Origin of the sequence: Bradyrhizobium sp. McL0616 (assembly GCF_049993385.1) — a bacterium.
In the GTDB taxonomy this organism is placed as follows: Bacteria; Pseudomonadota; Alphaproteobacteria; order Rhizobiales; family Xanthobacteraceae; genus Bradyrhizobium.
On sequence record NZ_CP188255.1, the window covers coordinates 6062773 to 6078117 of the forward strand.

Annotated in this window: 15 protein-coding genes; 10 read left to right on the plus strand and 5 right to left on the minus strand. The window is 64.4% G+C overall.

The genetic code is table 11. The features are described 5' to 3' along the window. Nucleotides 1–36: 36 nt before the first annotated feature. From ACPPVR_RS29350 to ACPPVR_RS29360, 3 genes are all read right to left on the minus strand, one after another. Nucleotides 37–1413, minus strand: a complete 1377-nt coding sequence (locus ACPPVR_RS29350) for an ATP-binding protein (RefSeq protein ID WP_426610042.1) — start codon at nucleotides 1411–1413, stop codon at nucleotides 37–39. Between the two features lie 103 nt (nucleotides 1414–1516). Continuing rightward, nucleotides 1517–2182 (minus strand): response regulator transcription factor, encoded by a 666-nt coding sequence (locus ACPPVR_RS29355; RefSeq protein ID WP_426610043.1) that lies wholly within the window; start codon nucleotides 2180–2182, stop codon nucleotides 1517–1519. A 233-nt stretch (nucleotides 2183–2415) separates the two neighbouring features. After that, entirely contained in the window at nucleotides 2416–2571 is a 156-nt protein-coding gene (locus tag ACPPVR_RS29360; protein WP_426610044.1) for a hypothetical protein, read from the minus strand. A 234-nt stretch (nucleotides 2572–2805) separates the two neighbouring features. On the opposite strand from ACPPVR_RS29360, the gene ACPPVR_RS29365 reads away from it, so the two are divergent. The 7 genes from ACPPVR_RS29365 (at nucleotide 2806) to ACPPVR_RS29395 (ending at nucleotide 9294) form a co-directional block, all read left to right on the plus strand. Then, the gene (locus ACPPVR_RS29365; protein ID WP_426610045.1) at nucleotides 2806–3792 is read left to right on the plus strand and encodes a Ku protein; all 987 of its coding nucleotides are present in this window, start codon (nucleotides 2806–2808) and stop codon (nucleotides 3790–3792) included. A 59-nt stretch (nucleotides 3793–3851) separates the two neighbouring features. Continuing rightward, on the plus strand, nucleotides 3852–4088 hold the full coding sequence (locus tag ACPPVR_RS29370) for a hypothetical protein (protein ID WP_426610046.1): 237 nt from the start codon (nucleotides 3852–3854) through the stop codon (nucleotides 4086–4088). Nucleotides 4089–4278: 190 nt separating this feature from the next. Next, nucleotides 4279–4461 carry a hypothetical protein gene (locus tag ACPPVR_RS29375; protein WP_426610047.1) on the plus strand — a complete coding sequence of 61 codons (183 nt, stop codon included), beginning with the start codon at nucleotides 4279–4281 and terminating at the stop codon, nucleotides 4459–4461. Between the two features lie 235 nt (nucleotides 4462–4696). Beyond that, entirely contained in the window at nucleotides 4697–4861 is a 165-nt protein-coding gene (locus ACPPVR_RS29380; protein ID WP_426610048.1) for a Flp family type IVb pilin, read from the plus strand. Between the two features lie 652 nt (nucleotides 4862–5513). After that, on the plus strand, nucleotides 5514–5693 hold the full coding sequence (locus ACPPVR_RS29385; RefSeq protein WP_426610049.1) for a hypothetical protein: 180 nt from the start codon (nucleotides 5514–5516) through the stop codon (nucleotides 5691–5693). A 22-nt stretch (nucleotides 5694–5715) separates the two neighbouring features. After that, nucleotides 5716–7503 carry a thiamine pyrophosphate-requiring protein gene (locus ACPPVR_RS29390; protein ID WP_426610050.1) on the plus strand — a complete coding sequence of 596 codons (1788 nt, stop codon included), beginning with the start codon at nucleotides 5716–5718 and terminating at the stop codon, nucleotides 7501–7503. Nucleotides 7504–7593: 90 nt separating this feature from the next. Next, entirely contained in the window at nucleotides 7594–9294 is a 1701-nt protein-coding gene (locus ACPPVR_RS29395) for an alpha/beta hydrolase (RefSeq protein WP_426610051.1), read from the plus strand. A gap of 6 nt (nucleotides 9295–9300) precedes the next feature. Here the strand turns inward: ACPPVR_RS29395 and ACPPVR_RS29400 are convergent, their stop codons facing one another. Continuing rightward, nucleotides 9301–10884: an MDR family MFS transporter gene (locus ACPPVR_RS29400; protein ID WP_426610052.1), complete on the minus strand. Its 1584-nt coding sequence runs from the start codon at nucleotides 10882–10884 to the stop codon at nucleotides 9301–9303. A gap of 171 nt (nucleotides 10885–11055) precedes the next feature. Continuing rightward, nucleotides 11056–11571: a YcgN family cysteine cluster protein gene (locus ACPPVR_RS29405; protein WP_426610053.1), complete on the minus strand. Its 516-nt coding sequence runs from the start codon at nucleotides 11569–11571 to the stop codon at nucleotides 11056–11058. Nucleotides 11572–11863: 292 nt separating this feature from the next. On the opposite strand from ACPPVR_RS29405, the gene ACPPVR_RS29410 reads away from it, so the two are divergent. From ACPPVR_RS29410 to ACPPVR_RS29420, 3 genes are read left to right on the plus strand one after another with little or no spacing between them, the layout of a single operon-like run. Next, the gene (locus ACPPVR_RS29410; RefSeq protein WP_426610054.1) at nucleotides 11864–14155 is read left to right on the plus strand and encodes a transglycosylase domain-containing protein; all 2292 of its coding nucleotides are present in this window, start codon (nucleotides 11864–11866) and stop codon (nucleotides 14153–14155) included. Between the two features lie 9 nt (nucleotides 14156–14164). Then, nucleotides 14165–14743, plus strand: a complete 579-nt coding sequence (locus ACPPVR_RS29415; protein WP_426610055.1) for a DUF1214 domain-containing protein — start codon at nucleotides 14165–14167, stop codon at nucleotides 14741–14743. Next, nucleotides 14740–15324: a DUF1254 domain-containing protein gene (locus ACPPVR_RS29420; RefSeq protein ID WP_426610056.1), complete on the plus strand. Its 585-nt coding sequence runs from the start codon at nucleotides 14740–14742 to the stop codon at nucleotides 15322–15324. Before ACPPVR_RS29415 ends, ACPPVR_RS29420 begins: the two co-directional genes overlap by 4 nt. Nucleotides 15325–15345 lie beyond the last annotated feature (21 nt).

A 15345-nucleotide genomic window follows, 5' to 3' on the forward strand; every position in this document is an offset into this window, starting at 1 on the left:
GCCGACCGGACCAAAAAGGCTCGCTGGAACAAGGGATTATATTCCGGGCAGCACCAGTTCGGCCCGCAGGCCCCCGATCGGCGCGCCGCCGAGCGAGAGGCTGCCACCATAGAGCGCAGCGAGGTCGGTCACGATGGAGAGGCCGAGGCCTGATCCGGGCTTGGATTCGTCGAGCCGCTGGCCGCGCCGGGAGACCTGGGCGCGTTCGGCCTCCGAGAGACCACCGCCGTCATCATCGACGATCAGCCGCAGGCGCGGGCCTGCGCCGGCCTGAAGCGGCGCCTCGACCAGGACCTCGATGAAGACGTGCGAGGCGGCCCATTTGCAGGCATTGTCGACGAGGTTGCCGACCATCTCCTCAAGGTCCTGCCGCTCGCCGCGGAATTTTGCCGACGGATCGGCCTTGGCCTCGACGACGATGCCGCGGTCGCGATGGATCTTCTCCATGGTCCGACGCAACGCCTCGATGGCAGGCGCAACCTCCGTCACGGTGCCGACGACCGAGACTCTGGCCGCGATGCGGGCACGCTCCAGATGATGGGCGAGCTGGTCGCGCATCACGCCGGCCTGCTCCATGACCTTGGCCGCGAACGGGTCGGCGGCGTGCGCGCCAGCCTCGTTGACGATGACCGAGAGCGGCGTCTTGATGGCGTGCGCGAGATTGCCGACATGGGTGCGCGCGCGCTCGACGATCTCGCGATTAGCATCGATCAGCGCGTTGGTCTCGCGCGCCAAAGGCGCGATCTCGACTGGGAATTCACCCTCGAGCCGCTCTGCCCGCCCCGAGCGGATGTCGGCGATGGATTCCGAGATGCGCTTGAGCGGCGCGAGGCCGAAGCGAACCTGAAACACCGTGGTCAGCAGCAGCACGATGCCGAGCGCGGTGAAAGTGCCGCCGAGATAATAGTCGAAGCTGCGCGTCTCGTCGAAAATCTCGGTGGCATCGCCGGCGACGCTGACGAGGAATTTGCCGTCGGCGCCGAGATCGACCGGACGCTCCACCATCCGCAGATTCTGGCCCTCGGGCCCGTCGACATAAGCGAGCCGGATGCCGGCCGCAGTGAGCTCGGTGCCCTGCTCTTCCAGCTTCGGCAGCTTCTTGTCCCAGAGCGAGCGCGACGAGCGCACGTCCGGCTTTTCGGTGTCGGTGCGCGTGATCTGCCAGTACCAGCCGGATAGCGGCAGCTCGAACAAGGGCTCGCCGAGCGACTGGAACTGGCGGTCCGGCGGCTCGTCGGGGGTGGCGACCTCAGCAATCAGCGTGCGCAGATAGAGATTGAGCCGGCGGTCGAACGCGCGCTCGGTGGCGTTCTTGTAGACCGACGACAGCACGACGCCGGTAATGGCCAGGATCACCACGAGCCAGGCGGTCGCCGACAGGAACAGTCGGTTCGCAAGCGAGCTAGCGGGCATCGGAATGATCCCGGGCGCGCGGGGTGGCATGGCGTCGGACGTCATCACCGGACCAAGGCCCCTGTCAGGCCGCTCGTCAAGCCAAGATACTTCGAAACGCGGCTCAAGCCGCCGGCGGCGTCAGGAGATAGCCGAGGCCACGGACGGTCTGGATGATGTCGACGTCGAGCTTCTTGCGGATGCGGCCGACGAAGACCTCGATCGTGTTGGAGTCGCGGTCGAAATCCTGGTCGTAGAGATGCTCGACCAGCTCGGTGCGCGAGACCACACGGCCGGAATGGTGCATCAGGTAGGCCAGAAGCCGATATTCGTGCGAGGTCATCTTGACAGGATTACCGGAGACGCTGACCCGGCCTGTCCTGGTGTCGAGCGTGACGGGACCGCAGCTGAGTTCGCTCTGGGCGTGCCCGGTCGAGCGGCGCAGCAAGGCGCGAATGCGCGCCAACACCTCCTCCAGATGGAAGGGCTTTGCGACATAGTCGTCGGCGCCGGCATCGAAGCCCTGCACCTTGTCGCTCCAGCGGTCGCGCGCGGTCAGGATCAGGACCGGCATGGTGCGGCCGTTGCGGCGCCAGGCCTCCAGCACCGAGATGCCGTCCCTCTTCGGCAGGCCGATGTCGAGCACCACGGCGTCGTATGGCTCGTTGTCGCCGAGATAATGTCCCTCCTCGCCGTCAAAGGCGCGATCGACGACATAACCGGCGTCGGTCAGAGCCTTGGTGAGCTGGCGATTGAGATCGGGGTCGTCCTCAACAACGAGCAGGCGCACGCTTCTCTCCAACAATAGGCCGCATGAATGACAGCCTCAGATGATCAATTCCGGCGTGAACTGAATATGAACGCGGGGAACCGGAATACGTTACTTTTTGGTCATTTGCGACCCGCCTCGCACTGATGCGACTGCGCCCGCCAGGCCAGCGGACGAGCCGAAGGCATGGCGGGCGCAATGTGCCGCGTTACGCGGCGAGTCGGAAGGTCCAGGAGCGTCCTTTCGATTGGCCGTCAGGTCCGGAAGAACACGAACCAGACGACGGCGAGGATCAGGATCGCAAGTCCGGTCGAAATGGCGAGCAGTGCTGCCACCGACGGCCCTGGTTCGCCCTGGCGTGCCTCGGTCGCGGTTTCGACGATCGGACGCTGCTCTCGCGTGGTTGCCATGGTGACCTCGATCTCTGGCTGTCGCCTCGATTGCCGCGATCTCGTCGCGGCCCTGTGTCGGGGAGCAACGCCCGATCCGAAGTGATGTTCCGGACATTGCCGCTGGACCAGGCAGCAACCACGCGCCCGGCGGCCGGTTAACGCAGTTGCAAGATTCCGCAGCCCGCCTTGCTATGATTCGGTGTTCCCGGATGGTATCGTCGTCAGCTGTCCCTGTTGCGTTTGGAGTAACCCATGGCCCCCCGCGCCAATTGGAAGGGTTTTTTGCGCCTCTCGCTCGTGACCTGCCCGGTCGCGCTGTATCCGGCCACGTCGGATACCGAGAAGGTCTCTTTCAACCAGATCAATCGCAAGACCGGCCACCGGATCAAGTATCTCAAGGTCGACGCCGAGACCGGTGACGAGGTGACCTCCGAGGACATCGTCAAGGGCTACAAGGTCGACACCGACACTTACATCGAAGTCACCAAGGACGAGCTCGACGACATCGCACTCGACTCGACCCATACGATCGAGATCGACGAGTTCGTGCCGAAGACCGACATCGACAGCCGCTATCTGATCCGCCCCTATTACCTCGTTCCGGACGGCAAGGTCGGCCACGACGCCTTTGCGGTAATCCGTGAGACCATCCGCAGCATGGACAAGGTCGCGATCGGCCGCGTGGTGCTGACCAACCGCGAGCACATTATCGCGCTGGAGCCGCTGGAGAGCGGCCTGATGGGCACGCTGCTGCGCTATCCTTATGAAGTGCGCAGCGAGAAGGACTATTTCGACGACATCCAGGACGTGAAGCTGACAAAGGACATGCTCGACCTCGCCAAGCATATTGTCGAGAAGAAGTCCGGCACGTTCGAGCCCGAGCTGTTCGAGGATCACTACGAGACCGCGCTGATCGACCTCATCAACAAGAAACGCTCGGGCGCTCCGATCGCAGCAAAGTCTGCGCCTAGGGCTGGCGGCAACGTCATCAATCTGATGGACGCGCTGAAGAAGAGCATCGCCAACGAGAAAGACGCTGCGCCCGCAGCGAAGGTCGCGAAAGAGACCGTCAAGGGCAAGAAGCCGAAGAAGCGCGTCGAGGGCCAGCGCGAGATGCTGCTGCCGATCTCCGGCAAGGGCGGTAAGGACGCAGCGGCCAAGGAAGCGGCACCCAAGGAAGCTTCCAAGAAGGCCGACAAGCCGGTGCGCGCGACAGCCCGGACGAAGAAGGCGGGCTGACGGCATCACATCGATCGATCGCGCCGTGATCTCTCCCCTCATCGATTGGGCGGCCTGAGATGCCCTGGTCGACGCCGTTCGACGATCCGATTGCGCTCGACGGCGGACGCAGGCTGCGCACGCTGCAAGAGGCCGCCGACTACATCATGCAGCTGCCCGAGGCCGAGCAGCAGGATTTGCGCTGGCAAACAGCGATCGAGACATTGATCAATGCTGCGGAGAGCGGTGGGGGCTGGCTGATGTTTGCCCGCATCGGCATGCTGCGGGCGCTGAACGCGGATTGCCGGCGCGGATGAGAGCCTGGTCGGTATGCTTGCCGATCGGTTGACGAACAGCCTCAACAATCCGTTAAGCGGCACCATCACTTTCGGCGCGGCCGTACCATCCCGCCGCACCCGGGTATTCCCACGGGAGACAAAATTAACCGTCGATTCCCCTTGCGCGCACCATGGTCCGGCCATCGATTGAGCCAGGGTTCGCACGACCGTGCAGCAGCAGGACACCAGAAAGAACTACATCGGCATCGTGAGCGACACGACCGAGGATGAACGGATCGCCGACACGGCGGTGCGATCGCAGCCGCATGTGGTGAGCTATCTGGTCGGACGCCTCGCAGCCGTGCTGAGACGCCCTCGCAAGGCCGCGCCGGGACCCACCATCACGCCTTGAGGCGCGACGTTAGAACAGGGCAGATGCCCCCACCCAATGCGATGTCCCGAGGCCGGCCGGATTGCCTCTATTTGAATTGGACAATGAAACCTTCGTTTAACGGCTGTTACTTTAAGACACAGGGGGCGAGGTCAGCCAGACCTGCATTTTTGATGCGCGTAAAAGCCTGGTCGATCAATTTGCCGATTTGATAGCGACGCGACCATACATTGAACCGGACGAAGAGGAGTTGGCGATGACTTTGCTCAGGTCTTTTCTGGCCGATGAAAATGGCGCCACCGCAATCGAGTATGGCTTGATCGCCGCCGGCATCGCGCTCGCAATCGTTACGGCTGTGACCAACACGGGCAGTGTCCTCCTCAGCAACAAGTTCGCCTCGATCAGCACGGCGATGAAGTAGCTCCCCAATCCCGTCATTGCGAGCGCAGCGAAGCAATCCAGAGTCTCTCCGCTGAGGGATTCTGGATTGCTTCGCTGCGCTCGCAATGACGGAGTGTGGGCAACGGCACTCCTCATCCAACTGGCACTCCAATTTGCGGACACATGCCAGCGTTCTCGCGGCAGCTTTCGCCCGAAACTTGCTGACTTGTTGCCCTCCTCTTGAAAGAAGGGCGCAGGGAAGGCCGGGCGCCGGCTGGCACCCGAAGTCCCGTGCGCGGGAAAAACGCGCACGGCTGGACCAGAGGTGACGCCAGGACATCCGTCCTCCGTTAGAGAACTGTCTCTCTTTTTCCGTGTCTCACTTTTGGGGTCCACTCCGGGCTGCGGAAGCGAAGACCCCGGATTGCGCTTCGCTCTATCCGGGCTACGGTGCTATCAATTGCTGAACCAAAATTGTTTGAAGGATGCAGATGAAAAGCGCGACGCTCTTGGCTCTCAGCCTCATGGTTGTTGCCGCCTGGTCGCAGGACAGCGCGAGAGGACAGACCTCAGTCGCGCCGCCGGTTTCGCTTGCCCCGCCCAAAGCATCGCCGCCGCGAGCGGGTACGAAAAATCCCCCGGCAGCGTCCGACAGAGCGTCGTCGACACCGGCGACCAGCGCGCCTCCGCGATTGCCTTCCACCGATTATGATGGCTTTAGCGTCGGCAGCGAAGACAATGACACGCCGGATCAGGCGACGCCGCCCGTGAGGTCACGCGCAGCGAAAAATGGCACCGCGGGGCAGCCATCGGTCGATCAGGAAGACGAGGCGCTGAAACGCAAGCTGATGATCTGCCAGAGCTGTAAGTAAGAGGCGACGGACCGAAGCGCTGATGCAACAGCTGGTTCGACCGGCTGGACGCTCGCGCTGCATAGCTGACCTACCGCAGCCCTCACCCGCCCGCGCTTTACGCCTCTCCAAATTCCTGATCCTCTCTCTCCTAATCAGCCGGGACCAACCGGCATCGCCCAGGGAGAGAGACGCCATGAAGCTCGGCACCGCGATTGCGGAAATCATGCGGCGCGAGGGGATCGAGATCCTCTGCGGTTATCCCGTCAACCACCTGATCGAGCATGCGGCGAAGGCCGAGATCCGCCCCGTGATGGTGCGGCAGGAGCGCGTCGGCATTCACATGGCGGATGCGATCTCGCGGGTCAGCTCAGGCCGCACGATCGGCGCGTTCTGCATGCAGCATGGGCCCGGCGCGGAGAATGCGATGGGCGGCGTCGCGCAATGCTTTGGTGAATCCGTTCCCGTGCTGGTGCTGCCGATGGGCTATCAGCGCAGGCTCTCGCATATCGAGCCGAACTTCAATTCCAGCGAAGTGATGAAGGCGTTCTCGAAATCATCGGAGCCGATCATCCTGGCCGCCGAGGTCGTCAACATCTTCCGCCGCGCTTTCACCAAGCTGAAGAACGGCCGCGGCGGCCCTGTCATCGTCGAGATTCCCGCGGACATGTGGAATGAGGAGGTGCCGGAGCCGCTGAACTACACGCCGGTGCTGCGCACCCGCTACGGCGCCGACCCCGTGCATGTGAAGGAAGCGGCGGCGCTGCTCGTCAACGCCAAGCGTGCGGTGATCTATGCCGGCCAGGGCGTGCATTACGCGCAGGCCTGGCCGCAGCTGAAGCGGCTTGCCGAGCGGCTCGCCATTCCCGTCACCACCAGCTTAGGGGGCAAATCGTCGTTTCCGGAAACGCATCCACTTTCGCTCGGCTCCGGCGGCCTTGCGGTGCCGCGCGCGGTGCCAAAATTCTTGGGCGAGGCCGACGTCATCTTCGGCATCGGCTGCTCCTTCACCGAGACCAGTTTCGGCATTGCGATGCCGAGGGGAAAGACCATCATCCATTCCACGCTCGACCCGAACCATCTCAACAAGGACGTCGAGGCGAAGATCGGCCTCGTCGGCGATGCCGGGCTCGTGCTCGACGCGCTGCTGGAGGAGATCGGCAAGACCGTCACCGCGGATCGCGATGCATCAGTGGTCGCGGCCGAGATCGCGGCCTCGCACAAGGAATGGCTGGCGAAATGGATGCCGAAACTCAGCAGCAATGACGCGCCGCTCAATCCCTATCGGGTGCTGTGGGATCTCCAGCACACCGTCGACATCAGCAACACCATCATCACCCATGATGCCGGCAGCCCGCGCGACCAGCTTTCGCCGTTCTGGAAGGCAGTCGAGCCGCTCTCCTATCTCGGCTGGGGCAAGACGACGCAGCTCGGCTACGGCCTCGGGCTCGCGATGGGCGCAAAACTTGCTAAGCCCGACAAGCTCTGCATCAATGTCTGGGGCGATGCGGCGATTGGGTTTACGGGCATGGATTTCGAGACCGCGGTGCGCGAGCGCATCCCGATCATGTCGATCCTGCTCAACAATTTCTCGATGGCGATCGAATTGAAGGTGATGCCGATCTCGACCGAGAAATATCGCTCGACCGACATTTCCGGCGACTATGCCGCAATGGCGCGCGCCTTCGGCGGCTATGGCGAGCGGGTCACCAAGCCGGAGGACATCGTGCCGGCGATCAAGTGCGGCATCCAGAAGACGAAAGACGGCATACCGGTGCTCCTGGAGTTCATCACCAGCAAGGAGACCGAGGTGTCACGGCCGGGTACGTGAGGCTCGCCGGGTTTCGGCGGCAAAGCGCGGGCTGGCTCCGGCCGCTGGGGATGTGATAACGACAGTAGATGGCGTCGCTCGGGGGCTTTGATGAATCTCGCATGGTTCATTCGGCAACAATTGCTCTCGCTGTCCGGGGTCGGCCTCATGCTGGGCGCGCTGTTCTTCGCCGCCGCACTGACGCCGACGCTGATTCCGCGCAGCTATCTCACGCAGGGCGCCCTCGCCGGCGGATGCTTTGCGATCGGTTACCTCGCCGGTGTGCTGTGGCGCCGGCTATGGCACTATCTCGAGCTGCCAGAGCCCTCGGCGCGCGCGCGATCGATCGCGAATGCGCTGGTCGCGGGCTTCTGCGTGCTGGTCGTCATCATCGCTCTTTGGCGCAGCGCCGAATGGCAGAACGCGATCCGCACCGTCATGAAGATGGCGCCGGTCGAGACGGCGCGTCCGCTCAAGGTCTGCGTCATCGCCCTGGTCACGTTTGTGGCGCTGCTGGTACTGGGGCGGCTGTTCGCGCTCATCGCTCGCTTCCTCGCCGCGCGCACACAACGCGTCATTCCGCGGAAGATCGCCAACGTGATCGGCGTGCTCGTTGCAGCCCTGCTGTTCTGGGCGATCGCCAGCAATGTCCTGATCAACACCGCATTTCGCGCACTCGATTCGTCCTTCCGCGAACTCGACGCCTTGCACGAGCCCGAGCGGCCGCCGCCGACCGCCTCTGAGAGAACGGGAAGCTCGGCGTCGCTGGTGAAGTGGAAGGAGCTAGGGCGTATGGGGCGCAGATTCATTGCCTCCGGTCCGACCGCAACCGACATCGGCGCCGTCTCGGGACGGCCCGCGCGCGACCCAGTGCGGGTCTATGTGGGTCTCGGCAGCGGCGACACGGCGCAGGCGCGCGCCAGGCTTGCGCTCGACGAACTCAAGCGCCAGCACGGATTTGAACGCAAGGTCCTGATCGTCATCACGCCAACCGGCACCGGCTGGATCGATCCGTCCGCGTTGGATACGGTCGAATATCTCCACCACGGCGATGTCGCGAGCGTCGCGATGCAGTATTCCTATCTGAACAGCCCGCTGTCGCTGCTCTTCCAGCCCGAATACGGAGCAGAGGCGTCGCGTGCGCTGTTCGCGGAAATCTACGGCTATTGGATCACGCTGCCGAAGGACGCCCGGCCAAAACTGTATTTGCACGGGCTCAGCCTCGGCGCCCTGAACTCGGAAAAATCCGCCGAACTGTTCGAGACGATCGGCGATCCCATTGCCGGCGCGCTGTGGAGCGGCCCGCCATTCGCGAGCCGAATCTGGCGCTCGATCACTGACAACCGCAATCAGGGCTCGCCGGCCTGGCTGCCGGAATTCCGCGACAACCGCTTCGTGCGCTTCATGAACCAGAACGGGCCGACGGTGCCGCCGGATACGCCCTGGGGCCCGATGCGCGTCGTCTATCTGCAATATGCCAGCGACGCGATCACCTTCTTCGCCTACCGCGATGCTTATCAGGCCCCAGCCTGGATGAATGCGCCGCGCGGCCCGGACGTATCACCGGAGCTGCGATGGTATCCCATCGTGACGATGCTTCAACTCGCGCTGGACATGGCGGTTGCGACCAATACGCCGATGGGCTTCGGTCATGTCTACGCACCCGAGCATTATGTCGATGCCTGGGTCGCGGTCACCGATGTCAATGACTGGCCTGCCGAGGCGCTGACGCGGCTGAAGAGCCACCTCGCTGCGGCCGCACGGAAGACGCCTCAGGGCAATGCCGACGATGATCCCGACCGCGGCGGCTAGAGATCGCTACTCCGCCATCTCGACAGGCGGGGGGACGGCGGGACCGGCCAGCGGCCGCTCTTCCATCATGATCAGGCAGAGAGCTGCGGTGGTCATCAGCGCCGTGGCGGCACCGAAGACGTAGCGGAACGCGTGCCGCATGTCGTCGGCGGGAATCGCATTGACGGCGGCATGATGCTCCCCGGCGAGCGGGACGTCGGCGCCGAGCGCGATCAGCAGGATTGCCGCAAACGCCGCGACCGTGAACGAGGACATCAGCGAGCGGAAGAAGTTCATCGCGCCGGTGATGGTGCCGACTTGCGGTCGGGCGACCGAATTCTGCAGCGAGACCACGCACACGGGGAAAGTCGTGCCGAGCCCGAGCGCGAATGCGGCCATCAACGTCAGCAGGCCCCATAGCGGCAGGGTCGTGAGCGTAAGGCCGAGCGCGCAGAGCGCGGCCCAGGACGTACCGATGATGGCGACGCGCTTGTAGTGCTTGGCGCGTGCCATCGTGCGGCCGGCGACGGCCGCGCCGACGGTCGAGACCGCCGCGAGCGGTATCAGCGCAAGGCCGGCCTCGCTGGCGCTGAGATGGTAGACCGACTCGTAATAAAGCGGCAGCTGCACGGTAAGGCCCGTGATCGCACCGAGGCCACAGCCACCGGCAGTCAACGCGAACGGCGCGACCTTACCGCTGAGCAGTAGTAGCGGCAGGAACGGCTCGTCCGTCCGTCGCGCGTGCCACACGAAAGTCACGGCGAGCAGGACAGCGCCGCCCACCATCGACAGAACAGTCGGCGACAGCCACGGGAAGCGTGTGCCGCCCCAGGTCAGCACCAGCATGAAGTCGACGGCGGAGGCCATCAGCAGCACGCCACCGAGCCAGTCGACCTTGCGCTTGCGATGGAACACCGGGATCTTCGCCATCTTCGGTAGCAGCAGCGCGAGGGCCGCGGCCGCGAGCGGCAGATTGATCCAGAAAATCATCGACCAGTGCAGATGCTCGGCGAACACACCGCCGATGACGGGGCCAAGAATGCCGCCGACCATCCAGACGCTGGAGAAATAGGCCTGGTACTGGCCGCGCTCGCGCGGGCTCACGACGTCGGAGATCACGGTCTGCACCACCGGCATGATACCGCCGCCGCCGAGCCCCTGGAGGCCGCGCGCCAAAATCAGCATCGGCATGCTCGGCGCGATCGCGCATAGCACCGAGCCGGCAATGAACAGGCTCAATGACACGATGATCATGGCCTTGCGGCCATAGATGTCGCTCAGCGTCCCGAACACAGGTGCAACCGCGGTCGAGGCGAGCAGATAGGCCGTGATGACCCAGGACAGGTTCGAGACGTCGTGGAACTGGCGCCCGATGGTCGGCAGCGCGGTGGCGACGATGGTCTGGTCGAGGGCTGCCAGGAACATCGTCAGCATCAAGCTGATGACGATGGTCCGGACCTCGTCCTGCGACAACGGAACCGGCGGAGCGAGGGACGGTGCATCACTGACACTGATGACCTCGCCCGGAAGGCGGGTCAGTTCCTCGGCAATGTCGTCGGGCAATGTCTGGATGTCGGCAGTTTGGCTGCTCTGCCGTGCGAACTTGTTCATTTCGGGCGTATGAGACTTCGTGTTGCGGCGCAAAGCCGCGAAGGATTCGTTCTACGAAGCCAATTTAGACAGCAAAGTTCTTCTCGGGCAGGCACCCCGGCGCATGGGAGCATCCCACCCCGGTGTCATCCCGAACAAGTGATCCGAAGTTGCCGGCGGATCAGTCCTTGATCAGACCTTGGGACGTCGTTTCAGGCGTGCCCGCTTCGGCAGCTGCCCCGGCCATTGCACGATGTGGTTCTCGAGCTCGTCGTCCGGGATCTGTTCCTCGGTGCCCTCGACCCGGCCGCGCACGGAAACGCCGGCCTCGTGCACCGTATTGGGATCGCCGGAGATCAGCGGGTGCCACCAATAGAGATCGCGGCCCTGGGCGACGAGCCTGTAGCCGCAGCTCGGCGGGAGCCAAGGCAGGGTGCGGACCTTCTCGGGAGTCATGACAACGCAGTCCGGAACGAAGTCGAAGCGATTCGTGTAATCCTTGCAGCCGCTGGTGCAGGCATTGAGCATCTTGCAGCTGACATCGGTGAAATAGATGTCGCCGGTGCCATCTTCCTCGAGCTTGTTGAGGCAGCAGCGGCCGCAGCCGTCGCACAGGCTCTCCCATTCGGTTGGCGACATCTCCTCCAACGTCTTGGTTTTCCAGAAGAATCCATCCTGGTCTGAAGGTCGTTTGCGAGCTGCCGTCATGCGCCTCAACACGATTCGAAAGAACTTGAGCTAATGCCATCTAGGGTGTGCGGCAGGGATGCTGCAAGCGACGCCCCCGCAAGGCCCGTAATGAACCGGGGTCAATTAGGCCTGTTGTTCAAAATCGCGAGCGTGACCATTGGTTTATAGGCCACGCTCGGCTAGAAGAACAGCAAGTCCCCTCGGACGCGAACCGGGCGCCTTGGGTTTGCCGCAACAATCCCGCAAGACGTCTCGATGCCGCCCCGGCCGGGTGCTTGAACGCTTTCGAACCGAGCCTCAAGGGTTCTAGGTGCGCCAGATTATACCACCGCATTGGAAGGCCAGGGTCCGGAATTTCTTCCTGGACCTCGATGCGCGCATCGACTCCTCGCTATTCTCGTCGGGCAAGGGCATCCGCGAGCTCTATGAACGCTACTCGACCTTCATGGATCGCTTCTATGTCGGGCGGTGGAAGCGCTGGGTGTTTATCGAGCCGCTGTCGGAGGCCGCAACGCTCGGTCTCGGCGGCATGGTGCTGATGCTGATCCTCGCCATCCCCGCGTTCCGCGAAACCGCGGACGAGGACTGGCTGAAGAAGTCCGATCTGGCGGTGAGCTTCCTCGACCGCTACGGCAACCCGATCGGCAGCCGCGGCATCAAGCACAACGACTCGATCCCGCTGGAAGACTTTCCGGACGTGCTGATCAAGGCGACGCTGGCGACCGAAGACCGCCGCTTCTACGAGCATTTCGGCATCGACATCGCCGGCACCGCGCGCGCGCTCGTCACCAACGCCCAGGCCGGCGGCGTCCGCCAGGGCGGTTCCTCGATCACCCAGCAGCTCGCCAAGAATTTGTTCCTGAGCAACGAGCGCACCATCGAGCGCAAGATCAACGAGGCGTTCCTCGCGGTCTGGCTGGAATGGCGCCTGACCAAGAACGAGATCCTGAAGCTCTATCTCGACCGCGCCTATATGGGCGGCGGCACGTTCGGCGTCGACGGCGCGGCGCATTTCTACTTCAACAAGTCGGCGCGCGACGTGACGCTCGCGGAAGCGGCGATGCTCGCCGGCCTGTTCAAGGCGCCGACCAAATACGCGCCGCACATCAACCTGCCCGCGGCGCGTGCCCGCGCCAACGTCGTACTCGACAACCTCGTCGATGCCGGCTTCATGACCGACGGCCAGGTGTTCGGTGCCCGCCGCAACCCGGCCTTCGCGGTCGACCGCCGCGACGAGGCCTCGCCGAACTACTATCTCGACTACGCCTTCGACGAGATGCGCAAGCTGGTCGACACCTTCCCGAAATCCTACACCGAGCGCGTCTTCGTGGTGCGCCTCGCGATCGACACCAACGTGCAGAAGGCCGCCGAAGACGCGATCGAGAACCAGCTGCGCCAGTTCGGCCGCGACTATCACGCGACGCAGGCCGCGACCGTGGTGTCCGATCTCGACGGCGGCGTCCGCGCCATGGTCGGCGGCCGCGATTACGGCGCGAGCCAGTTCAACCGCGCGGTCGACGCCTATCGCCAGCCCGGCTCGTCGTTCAAGCCTTACGTCTACACCACGGCGCTCCTGAACGGGTTCACGCCGAACTCGATCGTGGTCGACGGCCCGGTCTGCATCGGCAATTGGTGTCCGCAGAACTATGGCCATTCCTATTCCGGCGCGGTGACGCTGACCCAGGCGATCACGCGCTCGATCAACGTGGTGCCGGTGAAGCTGTCGATTGCGATCGGCCAGAAGGAACAGCCGAAGGCGCCGAACCCGGCCAAGATCGGCCGCGCCAAGATCGTCGAGGTCGCCCGCCGCTTCGGCCTCAAGGCCCCGCTGCCCGATACGCCGTCGCTGCCGATCGGCTCGGACGAAGTCACCGTGCTCGAACATGCCGTCGCCTACGCGACCTTCCCCAATCGGGGCAAATCGGTCACGCCGCATTCGGTGCTGGAAGTGCGTACCGGCGCCGGCGATCTGGTCTGGCGCTGGGATCGCGACGGTCCGAAACCAAAGCAGGCGATTCCGGCCTCCGTTGCCTCCGACATGGCGGGCATGATGAGCCACGTCGTCAGCGAAGGCACCGCGCGCCGCGCGGCGCTTGACGGCATTCCGACCGCGGGCAAGACCGGCACCACCAACGCGTATCGCGATGCGTGGTTCGTCGGCTACACCGGCAATTTCACCTGCGCGGTCTGGTACGGCAATGACGACTACTCGCCGACCAACCGCATGACCGGCGGCTCGCTGCCGGCCCAGACCTGGCACGACATCATGGTCGCGGCCCATCAGGGCGTCGAGGTCCGTGAGATTGCCGGCATCGGCATGGGTCAGAAGCTGCCGCCGCAGCAGGTCGCGAATGCTCAGGCCAATGCGGCGCCGAAGGTGCTGGAGACCAAGCCCGGTCCGCCGCCCGTGCTGACCAAGCGCGGCGCCGACGTCCTGGTGCGTGTCGAGAAGCTCCTGGACGATGCGGCCAGTGCGGCGATCAAGTCGGCCGCCGACGATTCCAAGCAAGCCAAACCGACGGCAGCATCGAGTGCGCTCGCCTTCCCGCAGAACTATGCGGCGGAGGACAACGCGAACTCATCCGGCCCTCGCAAGAACTGATCGTAACCCGTGCGGCTGATCCTGATCACATTGACGGCCCTTCTGCTCGCGACCGTTGTCGGCGTCGGCGCGACCTGGATGACGACGACACGCGGCACCGAGATCGGCGCGCTGACGATCGGGCCCTGGACCGCGCGCCCGCGCACCGGCACCGCCGACGTCGATCCCTATTCGCGCGCCACCATCGTGCGCAACGGCGAACTGCCGATCGGCACCGGCGACGGCGTCGCCTTCACCGCGACCGCCGACGACAAGAAGAAGGCGCTCGACGGCCGCTGCGATATCGTGGTCTCCGGTGTGACGCCGCCGGCGCGGTTCTGGACGCTGACGCTCTATGACCGCAAGGGCCATCTCGTCGCCAACTCGCTGCAGCGCTACGGCTTCACCAGCCAGGAGATCATCCGCCAGTCCGACGGCTCGTTCGAGATCCGCATCGCCTCGCGCTCGCGCGCCGGCAACTGGCTGCCGACCGGCGGCATCGAGCGCTACGCGCTGATGCTGCGCCTCTACGACACCCCTGTTGGCGTCGCGACGCGCACCAAGCGCGACGCGCCGATGCCCACGATCACGACGGTGGGCTGCTCATGATCCGGCTGTTGTTCACCATCGTTGCCGGCGTGGTACTGGGCCTCGTGGTCCATCTCGTCAGCGTGCTGGCGCTGCCGCGGATCGCGACGCAGGACGCCTATTCGCGGCTGACGCCCATGACCAAGCTCAACGGCGTCACCACGCTTCCCCTCGCCGACCCCAACACCTCGCCGATGCCGTTCATGGACCCGGCCTTTGCGCTGGCGATCTGCCGCTACGATCTCTCGGGCGGGCCGATCAAGCTCATGGTGCCGGTGAGCCAGGCCTACACCTCGGTGTCGTTCTACACCCGCAACGAGATCGCCTATTACGCGATCAACGACCGCTCGGCGGGCAAGAAGGTGATCGAGCTCGACCTGATGACGGAGCCTCAGCACAACGAGTTGCCCGAGGACGAAGAGGTCACTGCCGCCGACCGCCTGATCATCGATTCCCCGAGCACCACCGGCCTGATCGTGATGAAGGCGCTCGCCGCCGAGCCCGGCCTGATGCCGCAGGCGCAGGCCTCGCTTGCAGCCGCGACCTGCGCGCCGCAGACCGAGCCGCCCGCCAAGGCCGAAGCGCCGCGCGGACGGCGGTAAGCGCGGGCGGGTTCGGCGAGC

Bases quoted from the DNA above. Each gene is read 5' to 3' on its own strand.
- ACPPVR_RS29350 (WP_426610042.1), bottom strand. From the start codon at position 1,413: ATGCCCGCTAGCTCGCTTGCGAACCGACTGTTCCTGTCGGCGACCGCC.
- ACPPVR_RS29360 (WP_426610044.1), bottom strand. From the start codon at position 2,571: ATGGCAACCACGCGAGAGCAGCGTCCGATCGTCGAAACCGCGACCGAG.
- ACPPVR_RS29365 (WP_426610045.1), top strand. From the start codon at position 2,806: ATGGCCCCCCGCGCCAATTGGAAGGGTTTTTTGCGCCTCTCGCTCGTG.
- ACPPVR_RS29370 (WP_426610046.1), top strand. From the start codon at position 3,852: ATGCCCTGGTCGACGCCGTTCGACGATCCGATTGCGCTCGACGGCGGA.
- ACPPVR_RS29380 (WP_426610048.1), top strand. From the start codon at position 4,697: ATGACTTTGCTCAGGTCTTTTCTGGCCGATGAAAATGGCGCCACCGCA.
- ACPPVR_RS29390 (WP_426610050.1), top strand. From the start codon at position 5,716: ATGCAACAGCTGGTTCGACCGGCTGGACGCTCGCGCTGCATAGCTGAC.
- ACPPVR_RS29395 (WP_426610051.1), top strand. From the start codon at position 7,594: ATGAATCTCGCATGGTTCATTCGGCAACAATTGCTCTCGCTGTCCGGG.
- ACPPVR_RS29400 (WP_426610052.1), bottom strand. From the start codon at position 10,884: ATGAACAAGTTCGCACGGCAGAGCAGCCAAACTGCCGACATCCAGACA.
- ACPPVR_RS29405 (WP_426610053.1), bottom strand. From the start codon at position 11,571: ATGACGGCAGCTCGCAAACGACCTTCAGACCAGGATGGATTCTTCTGG.
- ACPPVR_RS29420 (WP_426610056.1), top strand. From the start codon at position 14,740: ATGATCCGGCTGTTGTTCACCATCGTTGCCGGCGTGGTACTGGGCCTC.